The sequence below is a fragment of the Clostridioides sp. ZZV14-6153 genome (genome assembly GCF_020657855.1).
Taxonomy (GTDB): domain Bacteria; phylum Bacillota; class Clostridia; order Peptostreptococcales; family Peptostreptococcaceae; genus Clostridioides.
On record NZ_JAGWCZ010000010.1, the window covers coordinates 83826 to 103402 of the forward strand.

20 protein-coding genes are annotated in these 19577 nt (G+C 28.8%); 9 read left to right on the forward strand and 11 right to left on the reverse strand.

Translation table 11 applies throughout. The features are described 5' to 3' along the window. Positions 1-73: 73 nt before the first annotated feature. Genes KGF46_RS13025 through KGF46_RS13035 form a run of 3 tightly spaced genes read right to left on the reverse strand, consistent with a single transcriptional unit; the run spans position 74 to position 3113 of the window. Positions 74-1780 (reverse strand): FtsX-like permease family protein, encoded by a 1707-nt coding sequence (locus KGF46_RS13025; protein ID WP_227828773.1) that lies wholly within the window; start codon positions 1778-1780, stop codon positions 74-76. Then, a complete protein-coding gene (locus tag KGF46_RS13030; RefSeq protein ID WP_227862027.1) occupies positions 1780-2487 on the reverse strand; it encodes an ABC transporter ATP-binding protein in 708 nt (235 codons plus the stop codon). Before KGF46_RS13030 ends, KGF46_RS13025 begins: the two co-directional genes overlap by 1 nt. Beyond that, positions 2484-3113, reverse strand: coding sequence for a TetR/AcrR family transcriptional regulator (locus KGF46_RS13035; protein WP_227842726.1), 630 nt, complete (start codon positions 3111-3113; stop codon positions 2484-2486). The genes KGF46_RS13030 and KGF46_RS13035 overlap by 4 nt, the downstream gene beginning before the upstream one ends. A gap of 401 nt (positions 3114-3514) precedes the next feature. Here KGF46_RS13035 and KGF46_RS13040 point away from each other — a divergent pair, with 401 nt between their 5' ends. From KGF46_RS13040 to KGF46_RS13080, 8 genes are all read left to right on the forward strand, one after another. Then, positions 3515-3691, forward strand: coding sequence for a hypothetical protein (locus KGF46_RS13040; protein WP_227828776.1), 177 nt, complete (start codon positions 3515-3517; stop codon positions 3689-3691). A gap of 93 nt (positions 3692-3784) precedes the next feature. Next, a complete protein-coding gene (locus KGF46_RS13045; protein WP_227828777.1) occupies positions 3785-4366 on the forward strand; it encodes a TetR/AcrR family transcriptional regulator in 582 nt (193 codons plus the stop codon). 224 nt (positions 4367-4590) lie between these two features. After that, a complete protein-coding gene (locus tag KGF46_RS13050; protein WP_227828778.1) occupies positions 4591-4767 on the forward strand; it encodes a hypothetical protein in 177 nt (58 codons plus the stop codon). 352 nt (positions 4768-5119) lie between these two features. Then, positions 5120-5872, forward strand: a complete 753-nt coding sequence (locus KGF46_RS13055; RefSeq protein WP_227828779.1) for an ABC transporter ATP-binding protein — start codon at positions 5120-5122, stop codon at positions 5870-5872. Beyond that, complete coding sequence (locus KGF46_RS13060; protein WP_227854774.1) at positions 5862-7982, forward strand: FtsX-like permease family protein; 2121 nt, start codon at positions 5862-5864, stop codon at positions 7980-7982. Before KGF46_RS13055 ends, KGF46_RS13060 begins: the two co-directional genes overlap by 11 nt. 195 nt (positions 7983-8177) lie before the next feature. Continuing rightward, on the forward strand, positions 8178-8888 hold the full coding sequence (locus KGF46_RS13065; RefSeq protein ID WP_227828781.1) for a LytR/AlgR family response regulator transcription factor: 711 nt from the start codon (positions 8178-8180) through the stop codon (positions 8886-8888). Between the two features lie 20 nt (positions 8889-8908). Next, positions 8909-10243 carry a GHKL domain-containing protein gene (locus KGF46_RS20395; RefSeq protein WP_413894754.1) on the forward strand — a complete coding sequence of 445 codons (1335 nt, stop codon included), beginning with the start codon at positions 8909-8911 and terminating at the stop codon, positions 10241-10243. Positions 10244-10538: 295 nt separating this feature from the next. Then, a complete protein-coding gene (locus tag KGF46_RS13080; RefSeq protein ID WP_227841030.1) occupies positions 10539-10922 on the forward strand; it encodes a GNAT family N-acetyltransferase in 384 nt (127 codons plus the stop codon). A gap of 252 nt (positions 10923-11174) precedes the next feature. Here KGF46_RS13080 and KGF46_RS13085 read toward each other — a convergent pair whose 3' ends face one another. The 8 genes from KGF46_RS13085 to KGF46_RS13120 form a co-directional block, all read right to left on the reverse strand. Continuing rightward, positions 11175-11744 carry a GrpB family protein gene (locus tag KGF46_RS13085; protein WP_227841029.1) on the reverse strand — a complete coding sequence of 190 codons (570 nt, stop codon included), beginning with the start codon at positions 11742-11744 and terminating at the stop codon, positions 11175-11177. Between the two features lie 110 nt (positions 11745-11854). Then, the gene (locus KGF46_RS13090) at positions 11855-12583 is read right to left on the reverse strand and encodes a HEAT repeat domain-containing protein (RefSeq protein WP_227862028.1); all 729 of its coding nucleotides are present in this window, start codon (positions 12581-12583) and stop codon (positions 11855-11857) included. A 141-nt stretch (positions 12584-12724) separates the two neighbouring features. Beyond that, positions 12725-13960 carry a beta-ketoacyl-ACP synthase II gene (fabF, locus tag KGF46_RS13095; RefSeq protein ID WP_227842730.1) on the reverse strand — a complete coding sequence of 412 codons (1236 nt, stop codon included), beginning with the start codon at positions 13958-13960 and terminating at the stop codon, positions 12725-12727. After that, positions 13953-14291, reverse strand: a complete 339-nt coding sequence (locus KGF46_RS13100; RefSeq protein ID WP_227828788.1) for a winged helix-turn-helix transcriptional regulator — start codon at positions 14289-14291, stop codon at positions 13953-13955. The genes fabF and KGF46_RS13100 overlap by 8 nt, the downstream gene beginning before the upstream one ends. Before the next feature lie 466 nt (positions 14292-14757). After that, the gene (locus tag KGF46_RS13105) at positions 14758-15102 is read right to left on the reverse strand and encodes an ATP-binding protein (protein WP_255640458.1); all 345 of its coding nucleotides are present in this window, start codon (positions 15100-15102) and stop codon (positions 14758-14760) included. A gap of 127 nt (positions 15103-15229) precedes the next feature. Continuing rightward, entirely contained in the window at positions 15230-15832 is a 603-nt protein-coding gene (locus tag KGF46_RS13110; RefSeq protein WP_227828816.1) for a lantibiotic immunity ABC transporter MutE/EpiE family permease subunit, read from the reverse strand. Between the two features lie 270 nt (positions 15833-16102). Then, entirely contained in the window at positions 16103-16630 is a 528-nt protein-coding gene (locus KGF46_RS13115; RefSeq protein WP_227828789.1) for an IbrB-like domain-containing protein, read from the reverse strand. Next, positions 16627-17961, reverse strand: coding sequence for a DUF3440 domain-containing protein (locus KGF46_RS13120; protein WP_227862029.1), 1335 nt, complete (start codon positions 17959-17961; stop codon positions 16627-16629). The genes KGF46_RS13115 and KGF46_RS13120 overlap by 4 nt, the downstream gene beginning before the upstream one ends. Positions 17962-18582: 621 nt before the next feature. Here KGF46_RS13120 and KGF46_RS13125 point away from each other — a divergent pair. Next, positions 18583-19302 carry a CPBP family intramembrane glutamic endopeptidase gene (locus KGF46_RS13125; RefSeq protein WP_227828791.1) on the forward strand — a complete coding sequence of 240 codons (720 nt, stop codon included), beginning with the start codon at positions 18583-18585 and terminating at the stop codon, positions 19300-19302. The last annotated feature ends 275 nt before the right edge of the window (positions 19303-19577 follow it).

Here is a 19577-nt window from a genome sequence, read left to right on the forward strand (position 1 = left end):
CTCAAAATGAACTTTTTAGTTCATGAGGCACTCTTTTTTGTATAAAATCAAAAATATTTTTCTCCAATCTTTTTTAACTTAGATATCTCAAAGTAATATCTTTTTTTTGAATGCGACTAATTCTTGAGTTAAATAAGAACTTGATTATGGTATATAGTAAATTTAGTAAAATGAAAATAAACAAAATTACAAATATATTACATTGAAAAGGAATATAGTCATTTGTTGATAAAGATAAACTTTTATGAATGAGCTTACAAATTTCAATACTTGGTATAAGTAAAATGATAAAAGCAATGTTTAATATTGGACGGTACACACTTATGAACATCTTGTTGATTTTCTTGGCAGTATATCCCATCATATCTAAAATAAAAATGTTTTTGGTATCTTCTTGAAATTTTAAAAGAATAGTTAAATATAAAAGCAAACACCCAATAACACAACCTAATATTTGGCATATTACAGCACTGGTGCGGTTTGAAACATTATTCTCTTCAAGTTTAGCTATTCGTTCTGATGTATTTTGTATATGGGCTGTTCCTATCTCTGGTATATCTGTTATACTATTTGTATAAATACCGTTGTAAGAGTCTTGCGATATATTTAATAATTTTTCCAAATTACTTTTTGATGTGTATACGGAATAATTATCTGCATTTTGTGCAATATTGTAAACATGAAGTGATTTTTCTATATTATTTAATCTTACAGTTATATCAGTTCCCTTTTGAATGTCATACAAATCTGCCAATGCCTCACTTACAACAACATTATTAGTTGGTATATTCTCTATTTGACTTCCCCTCTCATCAGTTAGAAAAAATAAGCCCTTACTGTTTTCTATTCCCATAATAGAACCATTGATTTTTTTGCCATTACTTTCTACTTTTATATTTTCCTTTATGTAATACTCAAATTTTTCGTAATCCTGATGTACAGTCTGATAAACAGGATAAGATACATCATATTGATAGTTTCTTCCATGAGATTGTGTATCAAAAATATATTGACTACTTAAATTTAAAGAAAAGCTCATAATAAAAAGTATAGCAAATATCCACACAGAAAGAATAGAAATAAATATCTGAAATGGTTTTCTTAGTGCAAGTCTCATTGAAAAACTTGAAAATTTACTTAAAATCTGACTAAACATTCCCACATGAAATGTATTCATATTGTTATTTGCATTTAAAAAGTCAATAGTATCCTTTTTATTCATTTTTTCAAAAATTATCATAACTGAAATTGCAGGTAAAAAAGAACTTAGTAAGGCTGTACTATAATTTTGTATATATATCCCTTTAACCAAATGCTCCAAAGAATATACATCATTATATAAACCTAACATCACATCTGAGCCTATCCACCCTAAGCATAATCCGCAAATATTAGCAATAAAATTTAAAATTATGCTAATCAAAAGAATTATTAAAGCCATCTTTTTTGTAGAATATCCTAATGCAATATAACACCCTAATTCTTTTTGGTGCAAAGAACAATACTTCTTGTAAAACATAAAATATACAAAAACAGTAATCAATGTAAGCATTACTAAAAATGTAATAGCTAAAGTTTGATTTGATTGTAGAGATATAAGAAATTCTTTTTCTATATTTGTTAATACTGGTTTACTATTCAAATATTCTAAATTACCATCAATAGAAATCTGAACAAAAAAATACATAAATGACGATAATAAGCTCAACAAAAAAAGAATTATAATATTAGATTTCATGGATAATGCACTCTTACAAAAGTATTTTGCAAAAAATTTCATTATTCAATCCCCCAATCTATATCTTCAACAGCTAGTGGTGTATGATTTTGTATATCATTTATGACTACACCATCTTTCATTGTAATAATACGGTCTGCCATTTTTGATATTTTAACATTATGGGTAGAAAATATAACCGTTGTACCATATTTGTAGTTAAGTTCTTTCAAATATGAAACTACTTTTTTGCTGTTTTCTTCATCTAATGCTCCAGTTGCTTCATCACAAAAAAGAATATCTGGATTTTTTATAATTGCTCTTGCAATAGCCGTTCTTTGTCGTTGACCTCCCGATAGCTCAAAAGGAAATCTATCCTCTAAATCTTCTATATCTAATTGTTGCATAATTTCTTTATACGGAATATTATTGCTTCTAGACGATTTTCCTAATTCGATATTCTCTTTTACAGTCAATTCTGGCAAGAGAAAATACTCTTGAAAGATATTACTGAATTTCTCGTGACGTAAATTAAGTTGCTCTTTCTTTGATATATTTGTAATTGCTTTATTACGATAATATACTTTTCCATTAGTCGGATGTAGCAAACTGGACATAATATTTATTAATGTTGATTTTCCAGAGCCACTCTGACCTAAAATAACAGTAAATGTTTCAGAAATAAAATCCAAAGTTACTTCTTTTATTGCGCTCTCAAAAGAATTAAATTGTTTAGTAATGTCGACTACCCTTAAAATTTCTTGCATCATATAACCTCCATAGTAATAAAATCAAAAAACGCAATGTACTTTTGTGTTCCCAATGATTTATTTACTAATTCTTCCAAAGCTTTAATTTTATTTTTCATGCTCTTTGCTTCCCATTGAAAGAGTATATTATCAAGGTAGAAATTAGATAGTGTCAATAACATTTCAGCAACTTCCAAAGGGAAAGATGTCTCAAACTCTTTGCCTATTACTCCATCCTTTATAATAGAAGCATAGAAAGGCGACATATACTTTGTAAATGCAATCATTAGTTTTTGATGAAAAATAGCATTCTCAGGTTTATTTATTACTTTTGACTGTTCAATGTTGTCATGGAATAGGGAAATTCCATTCTTGATTGCCTTTTGTAATCGAACGACAGCACATTCTGAATAGTTATCCATATTTCGCAAAGCAATTACTGACTGGTTCACATACTCAATGATTGCTGAATCGACACATTCTTCTTTAGATTCAAAATAGTGATAAAAAGCACCTCTTGAAATAGATAACTCTTTAATAATTATAGAAATCGACATTTGCTCATATCCGTATTTTAATAATATCTGCCATATAGAAGCAAGAAGTTCTTGTTTTTTACTATCAAAATTAACTTTAGTTCGTGCCATATTTACCTCCTTATAAATAAACCGACTATCGGTTTATTTATATATTATCAAACCTACTTCACACTGTCAATGAAATATAGCTTATAAAATTTTACCTAAATATTATAAGCTCATAAAAACCTTAGAGATAATGGAGTTATTTAATCATCATCCTACTGTTACTCTTATTTAATTATTCTTATTTAGTTGTTCTCATCCAATAATATTATTTATATATTGTCTACTTTTATCAATGTGGAAGAATTTCTAAACTCTCTATATACAGTTTACCAATATTAGTATTTTAAAAATAAAGATTATATTACAATTAAAAAATTATTTCTAACCTTTCATTTAGTAGCCACTTTTTATATCATTTTGTACAAAAAGATGGTATTGATATAGTTTTTGCAAAGGTATATATGAAGATTTTAAGTTCATTAAAATATGACGGAGAATGGATTTATGCTCCTTCTATACATTTTATAGAAGATTTATTATCTACAGAAGAATATCAAGTTAAACGAACTCCTGTAAATCATGAATTCAACAAGACAATTATAAAAAAACTGCCACCTTCTACCCTACTTAAAAACTAGCACTACATTGACATATAAAAGCTTTCGTGATAGTATCTAAACGTGTATTAAACACGTTTAATTTTTTTATGAGGAATTCTTAAGGGGAAAAATATGAAAATAGATTCAAAAAAAGAGCAACTAATTAACACAACAGTCCAGCTATTAACTTCAAATAGAGATATTTCAAGTATCACAGCTAGAGAAATCATCGCTAAAGCAAATGTCAATTTGGCTATGATTAATTATTATTTTAAATCTAAAGAAGCACTAATTAATACTGCTATTAAAAGAATTTTAAAATGCCATATGGATGAATATAAAGCTACACATGATAAAAAAAATTTAGCACCTAGGCAGGAATTAAAAGAAATGCTAATGACATTTTGTGATGTTATAATTTTATATAGTCAATTTATAGAGATTTCTGTACCTTACATATTAGTGCAGGAAGACATTATTTATCCATTTGAAATATTGCCTTTGATTAGGGCTCATTATAAAAATCACGACAATAACAAAACTGAGGAAGATTACAAGGTTATTGCATATCAAATAACTTCATTTATACAGTTAGTTCTTCTTCGCTCTAACGCTTTTTTAAGGTATAGCGGTATTGATATTATGGATTCAGAGAAAAGAAGTGCTTTAATTGACTCTCAATTAGATTTATTTTTAGTAGACACTATAAAGTAGTACTATTTCAGTTTAGTATTATCTCTATTTAGTATTTATATGTGTTTAGTATTATGTCTGTTTGGTACTATTTCAGTTTAATTATATGTCTACTTAGTTATATGTATATTTAATTATATGTTTGTTTAACTATATGTCTATTTAGTTTTGATACATAACTCTGACATAACTTAAAGATATTCTCATAGACTCAAATACTTACATTAAATAAAGGGGGAATTTTAATGTTTTTTACATTTATAGGGATAATATCAGCAGTTTTATTAGTATGTACAATTATATGCGGACTCTGGATAAAACTTAATAATCGCAACAATGACTCAAATTCTCACTTTACTTTTTCAATACTTTCAATTGTATTTTCGTTATTGATTGTGGTAGCTTTTTTAGTAAAAAAATAGTGTTTTTATATCATAAGATAAAAACATATAATTATTTTATGTTGTCTTCAAGTTATCATATAGAAGCTTTTTAGGCAACTAGTTTTTATACTATCACAATAATACTCTTTTCTATTGATTAAAATAAGTACAACCGCATTAACATAAATTTTATCTAAACAATTATAATAGTCTACCCTTTACATATCAGCATACCTTTTATCTAAATAATCGTAGCAATACCCTCTCAACAATTTTTCTAATTCAAACATTACAAAAAAACACCCAATTCTTACAACGAGACTTATATTCCCAGACCCCTTTCAAATGCTATCATTGACTTACAAGATAAATGAAAGCGAGGATGATATATATGCTTAAAGTAAACAATTTATGTAAATCATACAAGACAGGTAATAAAACGTACCCTGTATTAAAAAATATTTCTTTTGAAATCAATAAAGGTGAATTCGTTGCAATCATGGGTGCATCTGGAAGTGGAAAGACAACTCTCTTAAACTGCATTTCATGCTTTATACCAATTGATGAAGGTGAAATAACTCTTGGAAACAATAATATAAGAAACCTACAAGAAAAAGAACTTTCCGAAGTTAGAAATCAGCAGTTGGGATTTGTATTCCAAGATTTTATGCTGTTTGATGGTCTTAGTGTCTTTGAAAATATCTGTGTTCCACAAATTATCAAAGGTGGTCAAGTTATACAAATGGAAAACCGTGCTACTAGTCTATGCAAGTTATTTGGTATTGAACATATACGCAAAAAATACCCTGCCGAAATATCCGGTGGTGAAAAACAACGTACAGCCGTAGCAAGAGCTCTTATGAACAATCCAGATTTGATATTAGCAGATGAACCAACTGGTAATCTTGATAGCAAATCTTGTCGTACAGTAATTGACTCATTCCTAAAAGCCAAACAAGAACTAGATGCTACTATATTCATGGTTACACATGATAGCTTTGCTGCAAGTTTTTGTGACCGTGTTATTGTCCTTAAAGATGGAATGGTTTACAAAGAAGTCGTAAAATCAAATTCAAGACGTGAATTCCTAGACGAATTGTTGGAACTTTTAAAAGAAATGGGAGGCGGTCAAGATGACAATTAATAAATTATATGGAAAACTTCGAGCCTACAATTGGAAAAACTATACAATATTATTCTTTTGTATAATACTGTCTGTAGTCTTAGTAACTTCATATGCTTTAATTTATTTTAGCCCTACAGTACAAACAATCCTTCCAACTGGTGGAGATAGTAGAAAACAAGCCATAATGATATTTGCAGTTGCTATATTAGGATGTGCTGTTTTTACTACTTATGCCTCTTCCCTATTTTTAAAATTTAAAAGTAGAGAAATTGGTATTTTTATGGCTCTAGGAACAGATAAGAAAAATTTGAAAAAGATTCTATTTTCAGAAATACTACTTATTTCAATAGTCTGTTGTCTTTTAGGTCTTATATTAAGTATACCTGTATCTTTTGGTATATGGAAGATATTCCAATTAGTAATTATTGATACAAGAGAAATGGCGTACCAATTTGGAACTCAAGGATTTATATATGGTTTCATATTTTGTATATTTGTAACTCTATGTATTTTCTTACTTTCAGTAAAATTCATTAATCGTACAAATATAATTGATATACTAAATGACCAAAGAATCTCTGAACCAGTTCATGAAGTGAAAAGTTGGTATGGTATATTGGGAGCATTTTTTATGGTATTAGGACTTCTTCTAGGTTATGTCGTACCTTCAATAGTCATAAATAAACTTAATTACAGGTTGCCATCTATATGGAGCATCACTTACATATTCTCTGCTGTTGGAATTTACATGATTATGACATATGTAGTGGTACATGCAAAAAGAGGAAAACATCCAGAAAAATACTATAAGAACATTATATCTACTAGTATGATGCGATTTATGGGCAAACAAACAGTAAAAAATATGTGTGTTATTGCATTTTTAATTGCAGGAGCCTTATTTGCTGTATTCTATGTACCTAATATGGTTACAGGAATTAACGAAAATATTAAAAAGAATCCTATAGATTACACGTTCACTTATAATCAAAGTGTAAATCAAATATCAAAAAAAGAAATTGAACAGTTGGCAGATAAGCATAACGTAAAAATCCAAAACTACATGGAACTTCCTTCTATTGAATTAATTGTAGATGGTACAGAATCAATATTTAATAAAGATAGAACTATTGATGATGTATATATGAAAAAACATTCTTTAGCTATGTTCTTTAATTCTAAGGATTTCTCTAAATTAATTGGTAAGCCTATCACTATAAAAAATGGCGAATATCTTGCTGTTGTAAGTAAAGGGAATGAAAATAGAGATTATGATTTTCCAAAATTTATATCAAGCCCAGCCACAGAAAAAGAAACTCCTTTTAAATACGCTGGAAGCCTAATATTTAATGGTTCTTTCTTTCAAAATGCTGGTATGAATGCTTATGTCCTTAGTGAAGATGATTACAACACATTTACTAAAGGTTTATCTATAAACAATTACAATAATTCTGTCCTATTTGATGTAGATAAAGCTACAGATACCTATGCTTTTGCTAGTGATTTAAAGGCAGAGACTATAAAAAGAACACCTAAGGAAATGGGAAAATACACTAGTTATGATGAATATGTGAAAAAACGCTATGAATCAGCTGGTCAAAAATATTTTATGGATGAAGAGTATCCAAGTGGAGAAGGTTCTTTAAAATTAACTCCAGATAATAATCAATTATATCTCCAATGGAAGTACTATCCTAATTTTAAAATTTTACAGAGTCAAGATATGATAAAAAATACGGCAGTATTCTTAATGTTATTTATCTATGTAGGTATCATCTGCTTTACGGCTGTGGGAATCATTGCATATACAAGAGGTGTTACAATAGCAGTAAATCACAAACAAATTTTTATAGACTTAAATCGATTAGGTGCTAACAACGACTATATAAAATTCTGTATTCGCAACCAATTAAAGAAAGTCTTTTCGTACCCTCTTATTACTGGAAGTTTTGTAATATATCTTTTTAACTTTATGATTATGGTAAACAATGATGGTAGAATTGTTCATAGTGAAGTCAATGCTCTTCTGATAAATCTAGGTTTGCTAGCGATTTGTGGGGTTTATATGTACCTTATATATCGGTTGACTTATAAAAAATTCAAAGAAATTATTGGGATTTCAAAATAAGTTTGCTTAAATGATTCTAGATAAGGCTTCTCTAAGTACATCTATATAATTTTTATCTGTACGATTCTAGTTAAAACTTATTTAAATAAGATTCTACTTTGCTACCTAGATATATTTTCTCTTTTATATATCTAGGTATCTCAATTTATTATATACTTAATTATATAAATATAAAACTTGAAAGGAGAATACTCATTGATTTCAATTTGTATTTGTGATGACGAAAAACAACAAAGAAGTATGCTAAACAAAATCATCACAAGAGAAATGGATTTGTGGGGCTATCCCTGCCAGATAAAAGAACACTCAAATGGCGAAAGTCTAATATACAACCTAGAACACGAAAATTATTATATGGACATCATTTTTTTGGATATTGAACTTGGAGAAATTAATGGAGTTGATATAGCAAAAGTCATCCGAAAATACTCAAAAGATACTATAATTATCTTTGTCACAGGTTTTTCTGACTATGTGTTTCATGGATATGATGTAGGAGCTTTAAACTATATCTTAAAACCTTATAAAAGTGAAAAAATATGTGAAGTCTTAAAAGAAGCACTAAAAAAATTAGAACAATGGAAAGAACACTTTATTACAGTTCAGATTGGAACTAACCTTTGTAAAATCAATACAAAAGACATTCTCTACTTCAAAAGTGAATTAAGAAAGTTGACTGTAGTAACCCCTGACAAATCTTTAGAATATTATGGAAAACTAAATGACATGGAAGACATCCTTCCATCTAATTTTATACGTACACATCAGAGATATATTGTCAACTTAAACTATGTAGACAGTGTAAATCAGACGTATGCTAAAGTACAAAATGAAAAAATTCCTATAAGTCGTCAAAAATATCAAGAAGTTGTAGGAAAATTTGCAAGACATATGCTAGAATCTTAATTTTTAGAAAGGTTTTTCAAATGGATACTTATTCAATAACATCAAACGCTACAATTTATATTACAGTTTTAATTAGCATTTTTATAGCTTTTTTTCTTTATAAGCTAACATCTTATTTTATAGACTTTAGGAAACACTGGATTTTTAAAATAATATTGATTTTGGGTTATTCTATTATCACTCAAATGATAATATGGCTTTCTGACCCTGTAAATATCCTCTTTACACTACTTGGATATTTTATACTCCTTATAGTCTGTAGTAAAAGTAGGTTGATTCCTATAATATCAGTTATAATGATACTCTATCCTATTATAGTTGGTATTAATTTTCTTTTTATAAACAATCCTCTATATAGAGAACTTGTAAGCTCAATTGAGTATACTGCAATACTTTCAATTGTTAAGATAGTTTCTGCCATAATTAAAGCATTTTTATGGTTTTTGATACATTTTTTCTTAAAAAATAGATTAGTTAATATAAAACAGTACCTTACAAATCGCATATGGATTTTTATTGATGTTGTATGTATGTCTTCGTTTTTATCAATATTAATCGCCATTATTTTACCACCTACTAATTTAATTCCTATGGGTAAGGATACTATTATTTTAGGTAACTTGCCTTATGGTACTTATCTAATTATTTTATCTGCAATTATAGCTAATATTGGTGTAATACTTCTTTTAAATCCACTAATTGAAAATGTAAAGATGAAGTTAGAAAATCAATCGAATCATATAAAAGAAGAATATTACGACTTACTAGAGAATCAACAGGTTCAGATACGCAAAATACGACATGACATAAATAACCACTTCCAAATGATTGAATCTTATTTAGAGGTTGAAGATATTGATGGAGCTAAAGATTATTTTACACAATTAAAACTTGGTTTTGGGACTTTAAGTGGTAAGCAGTTTTGTAAAAATCCAGCCCTTAATTCAATTTTAAATCTTCGTCATGCAAAGTTGGAAGAAAATGGTGTTGATGTTCATTTTAATATAGATATAGACAATCACTTTGGTATAGAGCCAATGGATTTATGTACTATTTTTTCAAACTCTTTGGATAATGCTATCGAAGCATCCTTAAAGATTCCCGACTTATCCAATAGAAAAGTGATATTAAAAGCACGTTGTGAAAATGAATATTTTAGTTATTTATTGACAAATAACAAGGTAAATACTATCACTAAAAAACATGGCTTATTTATTTCAGATAAAGATAATAGTAAATCTCATGGATATGGGGTTGAAAATATCAAGGAAATTGTTGATAAGTATAGTGGAGAGTTGAATATTTCTTATACTGATACAGATTTTTCTTTATTTCTTTATATTAGGTTATGTTAGTATTAAGCTGAAAATCATATTATATAATAAGAGGGCAGGACATTGTTTGCACCCATTAAACTATACACCAGCTTTTCAATCTCACTGCACACATTCTCAAGTTCCACTTGCAGGTCACTGATTGCCAGACAAATTGGACAGGTCATGTCGATGAACGAGAAAACTTCTGAGAAGTTTCAGCAGATATCGAAAAAGATTATGGATAAGGTGTGAAAATAGAGTTTTGAATGTGATTGTTATTTCATAGCTTGAATGATATAATATTGAAAATAAAAATTTTTTAAGGAGAATAATCATGGAATATATTGTTGATGATTATGAATTGGATGCTAAGGTCTTCCTATCTTTGGCCAACAGTGTTTGGCCTGGCAAATATGATGTTGAAAAAACACAGAAGGCATTGAAAAAAACAATCAATATTACAGCGTATGAAGAAAACCAACTTATTGGGTGCATCAGAATATTATCTGATGGATATTATTTTGGTACAATCACAGAACTGCTGGTTTTACCAGAGTTTCAAAAGAAAGGTATTGGAAGCAAATTGTTAAACCTGGCCAAAGTCCACACACCGACATCACTATACTTCGGTGCACAGCCAGGAGTAGAAGAATTTTATGAAAAGAACGGTTGTCAAAAAGATATGCAATCATATATGATTAAAAAGGAGAGTCTCTAAAGAAAGCCCCCTCCACGTCTATACATGAAATTGAATTGACAAATCCTAATTTGTTAGGAGTATAGTAAAGCCAGTCGAGCCAGCCAACGGTTAAGCCCATTCATTTAAGCCTTGATTGGTTGACTACTCCCCTCTCTAGGAGCATACGATATTTGTTACCAACAACCTGCTTCACTGTCTACATGTACTTCCTTGTAAACTTATCTAAACTTAAATTTAAATATATTAAACTTAAATATGGCAAATAATATCCTAACTATATCTATTAGAATACAATTCCCTAGCCTTTTCAGTAACCTCTTTAACAAAATCTGATTTATTATCTGTATAAGCATCACGATTATGCTCATGTTCCTTCCATAATTTCAACTTAAGACTTTCATATTCCTTCGCAACACTTGGATTATCAATCAAATAATCTCTAAAAAATAATTCATCATTATCCCCTGCACACCTTATATGTAAATGAAAAACTCGTTCTGCAAACCCATCTACTGTATATCCTTTATTAAGTGAAACCCTCTCACCACTTTCAGACATGCAAATATAGCCATTTGACTCAGTTAATTCTTTAATCTTTTGCATGTTGCAGTCAGGCTTTATCTCAATCAATATATCAACAATCGGTTTTGCATAAATTGTATTTACAGAAGTACTTCCAATATGACTTATTCTCACAATTTTTTGCATAGGAAGTAGTTCAGTTAGTCTAGATTCTTCTTCTTCAAACCAATCTTTCCAACATTCCCTATGATTAGTTAAAAATATAGGAAATAGCTCCCATAATTCTTCTAATGTCATATCTGACAGTTGTTTTCTCATAAACCAGTTCTCCCCTTTTAGATTAGTAAATTTAATTGTTCTTTATACAATTTTATTGCTTTTGATTTTATTACTTTCTACGATTTTATTAATTTTGATTTTATTTCTTTCTACAACTTTATCTCTTTTTTAATCTTACTTAGAGAACACTCAGCTTCATTTTTTATTAAATCATTTTTATCACTATATGAAACTTGCTCAAGAATATCTATACTTTCTTGAGTCTTAAAAGAAGAAAGGCTCATTACGCATTTCCAAATAATTAAATCATCTTCCGAATACTTTTCCATTACACTTACAATCTTTTTAAAATAATACTCACTAGCTATTTCTTGATTATAAAATATCATAAATCCTATAGCATCAATTACTTCAGAAATCTTAATCCTATCATCACTCTCTAAAACATCAAACAATGCAGGTAAAACCTCTACATTCATCCTTGCTAAACTTCTCGCAATTATATCCCTTGCCAATGGGTAACTCTTCTTTTTAGAAACCCTGTCTGGCAAATATTTATGTTGATTGTTTCCTATTATTCCAAGGTATTTAATCATCTGTTTTGCAGTATAAGTATTACCCTTTTCAAGGGCATTACAAATCTCAATCTTCGTATATAGCGATTTTTCACCACAAAGCTTTCCTAACAAAAATTCTACAAATTCTTTATTTTCGACTCCATATCTTTTTGACATTAAGTTTATAGAAACTGACCTTTCAACTGCTTTTGATGAATTTGCTAGTTCTAATAACTCTTCATCTGAATAAGATTGAAATTTATTGATATATTCTGCTGTAATAAAACCTCGCTTTATCCAATCTTCATTATTACTTTTCATAAATTAACCTCATATTATTAATAAATTAAATTCCATCTTATAGCTAACAAGTTTTAATTTAACAATTTAATGTTACTTACAACAAGCTAATATACTTCCTTTGCATCTCTCGGTAGGCTTCTCACATGCTCCAAAAAACTCCTACTCCTCAAACTTCTTCAAACAAATAGTTGCATTATGTCCACCAAAACCTAAAGAATTAGAAAGTGTATATCTCACATCTTTCTCAATACCACCCTCTACAACATAATTTAAATCACAATCTGGGTCAAAATTTTTATACCCTACAGTCATAGGAACAAATCCCTCATCTATAGATTTTACACAAACTATTGCCTCCAAAGCTCCAGCTGCACCTAATAAATGTCCTGTCATTGATTTTGTTGAACTAATAAGTACATCTTCAGAAGCCTCTTTTAATGCTAACTTTATCGCAATGGTTTCGTATTTATCATTAATTGGAGTAGATGTACCATGTGCATTTATATAGTCAATTTCACTTGGGTTGATTCCACCTTCATTACACGCCATTAAAATTGCTTGGCAAGCTGCTTCTCCTGTAGGGTCTGGACTAGTAATATGATATGCATCTTCTGTTACACCATAACCCACTACTTCAGCATAAATCTTAGCATTTCTTTTTTTAGCATTCTCCAAGCTTTCTAATATCAAAACAGCTCCTCCTTCACCCATGACAAATCCATCTCTGTCTTTATCAAAAGGAATTGACGCTCTATCAGGATTATCGCTATTACTCAAAGCTTTCATATTATTAAATCCAGCCAATGTAAATTCAGTTATACATGCTTCAGAACCACCAGCCACACAGACATCCAATCGTCCATGTTTAATAGCTGTAAATGCTTCACCTATTGTATGAGTAGATGTTGCACAAGCAGAGACCAAAGCATAATTAATTCCTTTAAATCCATATTTAATGGCAATAGTTCCAGCAGCCATATTTGATATTAACATTGGTATTGTGTATGGAGAGACACGTCTCCCACCCTTTTCTACAAACTTTCTATATTCACTTTCAAAAGTATGTATTCCACCTATACCACTACCAACTATTACACCTATACGATAAGGGTCAAGTTCTTTAAAATCAGTTCCACAGTCAGAAATTGCTTGTCTTGTTGCTTCAACTGCATATTGACAATACAAGTCATTGTGTCTAATCTCTTTCTTAGAAAATGATAACAAAGGATTAAAATCTTTTACTTGCCCTGCTACTTTTACAGATAAATCCGTAGTATCAAATCTATCAATCATCTGTATACCATGATTTCCTTGTTTTACATTACCCCAAAACTCTTCAATATTATTTCCAATAGGGGATACTACCCCAACGCCAGTTATTACAACTCTATTCATATTTACTCTCCTTTTTATTATACTCTTTATACATATTACCCCATTCAACTAAAGAAACTAATATAGGACGCAAAGTCATACCTAATTCAGTTAAAGAATATTCAACTTTAGGTGGAACTTGTGCATAGACTTCACGATGCACCAAGCCTTCATCCTCCATACTCTTTAGATTCTGCGATAACATTTTTTGACTTATATTTTCAATTGATTTACTTAATTCACCAAAACGCTTTTTTCCACTTATTAATTCTCTTAATATTAAAAACTTCCATTTATCACCTATCATTTGCAGTGTGATTTCTACTGGACAAGCAGGTAAATATTTTTTCATATTATCCTCCTTAACTAACTTAAAGTTATATACTCACTTTTAGTTAGTATAATTATATGATACTATATTTACTACGTCAAGGTAACAGATTTTATTTGTAAAAAGCTTCTGTATTTATTATAGAAGCTTTATATATTCATTTAAAAAACTCTTTGTATTTATTTGTAGAAACTTTATATATTCATTGTAAAATCTATTTATATTCATTTAAGAAGCACTTTGTATTTATTCCACAAACTTTATATATTCATTTAAGAACTTATAAGATATTTTCTTTCCATACTTCAATACAACAAGAGGTATCAACATATTGCTGATACCTCTTTTATATACTTAACATAATCACGTATTAATATATTTATAATATTTACCCAATAAAAAATTAAAGATGAATGATTAGAGATTAAGAATTTAACCATCATGGAAAGTATGACATTATTGTCAAATCTAAGTAAGTGTGGGAAGATTACTCTTCCACTTCCCTTTCATCAAATATTTTATGCTGAAATATCACACATGCACCACCATATTCCGCATTTTCTATTCTGATTGAACCACCAAGCATCTCAACTAATTGCTTGACAATGTACAACCCCAAACCAGAATGCCCATCTTTAGTTTGTCTAGCCTCATCACCTCTATAAAATTTTTCAAAAACTTTATGCATATCTTTAGCACTGAATCCAGTACCAGAATCACAAATCTCATATGATATATATTCTTTTTCTGCCTTTGCTGATATTTTGATTTTTCCACCTTCCGGAGTATATTGCAGACTATTGGATACGATATTATCAAAGATTCTTTCCAATTTCTCTATATCAATCAAGATAGGTTCTTCTACATCACTTTGAATATAATGACTACAGGCATAAAAAATGTAAGCCAACGAATTGCTGTACGTTTTGTTTCTAGCCACTCTGATGATAATACTCCTATCATTTTACTTCCCTCCTATTAAACCAAATGCTTGTAATTACTGTAATTACAACAAATACAACCATGGATACGATAATTCCAACAGGAATCACAGATGAATCTAAAAGGGGATTTCCAGTCTCCAAAATAGCTCCATTTGGATGCACACCAACAATAGGACACATCAGCCTCATAGCCCAACTCCATGGTACTGCAAACCATAAAGATTTTATTGCTGTAAGAACACTTACCATCATACCTACAAGTGCAATTCCCATACTTAAGAATGTTCCTTTCCATGTAGCTGCCCACAACTGAATAGGAATAAGTGTAAGAGAAACAAACCAACAAACAAAGCCTCCAGCAATAATCTTTCCAAATGGGATTGCTCCTTCTGATAAAAACAAACCACTAATGATTGTTGCAACTATCAAAACTAGTGTTGAAAGCAGAGTGTAAACTGCCATAGCCATAATCTTATTAATCCAAATAGTCATAGGTGAAACATTATATGCACACAAAGTGCGATAATTCCCAGCTTTTCTTTCCTGACCAGCTACCAAAGTTGCAAATAATCCCATACCAAGAGGTAAAAATACAAGTTGCCACGAATATTTATTTATAAATGAAAAAAGTTAAGCAGTACTAACAAAGAAAAAGAGCAGGATATCATCCTACTCTTTTTCTTTGTTAATATTATGTATTTATATCTTACTCTACTCTATTCTCAATACTTGTATTTATTCAAAAGCTTTAAACTCAAGTATATTTTCTTTAATATACTGCTTCATATTTCTTTAAAACACTTCTTCATAGTTCTTTAAAACACTGCTCCAAAAAGGTTAATAGTATTTCTATAGTATTTAGACTAAAAACATATCTTTTTAATTATCTTATTTAGTATCAGAATCAAAAGGAATCCATGCACGTCCAAACTCTTTATCTTTAAATAAATAGGATAATCCAGTTATTTGCTTTAATCTAAGAATCTCCTCAATATCCATCCCTAAGTGCTTTGATATCCATTTATCAGATTTTCCAATATCACAAAGTTCCTTTATAATATTGCTCATTAAATCCACATTATGTGAACCTCTTGCACGATTGTGACGAATAGTACTTGCCATTCTCTCATCAAGTGATTTATCAATTACTGAAACAGGAAGTACTCCACCTTCTCTATCATATATATCCTTATTTTCAAGCATTATTCGATATCTATGAAAACCATCTACAATAACATATTTGTCATTTTCTGGATTATAATAACAAACAATCGGCATTGTATATCCATCTTCTTTTATACTTTTATACAGTAACTGCATTTCTGGTGGAGCCACTGCATTTGGATTATAGTCGTTAGATTCTATCTTTTCAATCGGGACTGCGATAATTTCATATACAGGACTTTTATACTTCATAGCATCTTAACTCCTATCTTAAAAAATTTTTCATACTTTTTCTTAATGTACTCTGTTTTCATTCTTTGCTCTTTTGTAGGACTAAATCCCATAAACTTACACATATGGTCATTTTTCAAAATACAATAACACATTCTTTTCCAACTTGGTATATCTTTAGTAAATTTAATATCATCTGTGTCATCAGGTATATCCCCTAAGAATATAACTCTACTTTTTTTATCTTTTGTATGATTAGAAATTCCATTTCTTTCTATATTATACCCTTTTCTTATCAACTCACATATAGCGATTTCTGGCAAACCTCCGCCTTTATTATTCCAGAAGTCAATAGATGTTGAAAATTTTTTAATATAATTATTTCTTATATTTTCAGGTAGAGTATCAAGCAGAAAATAAGTGAAACTTTTCCATGTATGTCCTTCTGGCAACTTTACACTACGATACCCCATAGCTTTTGTTTTTCCATAAATAGAAGTAAAATTAGCCCCTTGTACTCTAGCAACCAATTTCACCCATACTTCTGGGTCCAATATCTTATATAAATTTAAACTCTCTTTTGCTGAATCATTGAAAGGAGATGCTACTCTCATTTTTCTTGGAGGCAATCCAGCTTTATAGAACAAATCATAGATTTTATTGTATTCATAGTCGAATTTATAATTGGCTACCCAAACATCTTCTAGTCCCCAGTCATATAAAGGAGATGCTGTCCATACATTTTTAAACTCCTTTGTTATCCAACACTTGCCTTTATATCCATGCTGTTTATTCACAATAGCACAATAACGTTGTAAGGATTCCGAGGCTCTTGTTCCAAGTAAACAAATAACTTTTGCACCCTTATGCTTGTCTCTCATCCACCTACCAAATTGCTTTGCCAAACTTTCCTGCTTCATCTTATATTTATAGTAGGTAAAAGGATTACTTTCTTGATTTATTACGTATTCTTTGTCTGGCATTCTTCTTACCCATAATTCTTCTTTCTCATCATCCCATGGATACCAAAACATTTCATGATTACCTACAGCTGTTCTCGTAGCCATTGGCAGACATACCCAATACGGTTCAATATCTTCAAGATTGTCTTCAAACATTTTTTCAACATATTCTGTTGTCATACTATATTGAGCCTCAAAATCTTGATGAAATACTCCTATTTTGGATTTTATATTATATTTTCTTTTATAATCCAAAACTAAATTCAATAATAGACCACTATCTTTTCCTCCACTGAAAGATACATAGATATAATCAAATTCACTGAAAACATAAGAAAGTCTGTCTTGAAAAGCTTCAAATACACTGGATTCCAAATATCTTTTATCCATTTGTAATCTCCCCTTTCAAATAGAAGTTCATGAAAACTTATAACATAATATTATATATGCACTTTTAGTAGTAATCAGCATAAATTATGCATCCTCTAAGTGCATAAATCCAAAAAAATAAATATAATTATAATATAAATCAATTTTTCTATTATAAACTATATTTTACCATTATTTTACATAATTTTCCAACAGCATAATTATCATTATTTCTTCAGTATTTAGCCCAATATTTTGTATTTTACATATTTTTAAAATCAAATTTTTATTTTCCAAGTTTATAATTTTTTAGATTATATATTTCTTAGGTAAATTTTAAAAATGTCTTTGCTTTTTTTATTGTTTTATAAGAAAAATAATATAAACATATATCATATTTAAAATAATATAGACATGTATAGTATTTAAATATACTATTAACTTATAAGGTCGTAATTTCATACATCAATAATTTTTATAAAAATCAACTATTTTTAGATTAATTATTTCATTGATTAATTTTTAAATTGATTGTTTCATTGATTATTTTCAAGGTAATTATTTCATTGATTGTTTTCAAGTCAATTATTTTATTGATTATTTTTAAATTGATTGTTTTATTAATTATTTTTAGGAGGATTTATGAATTTTTCAAACATAAAAAAGTATTTTTTAAATTTTTGTGGAGCAATACTAGTATCTTTATTAATAGTTTTCGTATATCTTATTGCTTCAGCCTTTGAATCAACCAATAAATTATTCTCAAATCAAACGATTAATTCTATGTCAACTTTTATAATTTCTTTTATAATCGTATTCGTATTAGCTAAGGTATATAATGAAGGTATACTAGAGGATTCATACAAAAAACTTTCTATAAAAAGTTTTTTAAACTATGACAAAAAATATATCTCATTGACATTATCACTATTAATAATATCTATAGTATTTTGTAAAATACTAGCATTAATTATATATGACTTAACACAGGAATATGGTTCTGACACAGAGCTTAGTCTTGCCATTTTTATAAGTTCTTTTACATATGTACCATTTATAGAAGAATTAATATTTAGAGGTATGTTTTTTAACATTGCGTCTAACTTACTAGATATGAAAAATAACACTGTAATTAAGATTACAATTATAGTCAATCTCATAACGTTTTTAATAATGCATTATACTAGTTTTGGTTTTCCAAATTTTAATTTATTTTTATCCTTATTAGCGTCTATTCTTCCAAGAGTAGTGATTTCAGCATCACTTATATATATTTACATTAAGACTAAAGACATTAAGTACAATATTATTTTGCATATGTTATATAATTTTATTATTATTATCATAAATTCAATTTTCTAATTATCATCACAAATTGTACTCTCTTTTACATATGTTATATTATTTTATATCGCATCATAAAACACACTTTTATGACCTAATTACAAATTATCCCCTATAACTTAATTAGTATATATTTTTAGTTAAATTGGGTAATAAAAAATAAAAGGATGGTGATTTCATTGAAACTTAATAAAGGTATCAAATTTACAATAGGATTGCTTATGGATATAGGAATTAGCTTAGTTTTAGGTCTCAATCCTCTATTAACAACTTTATTTGCTCTACTATATATA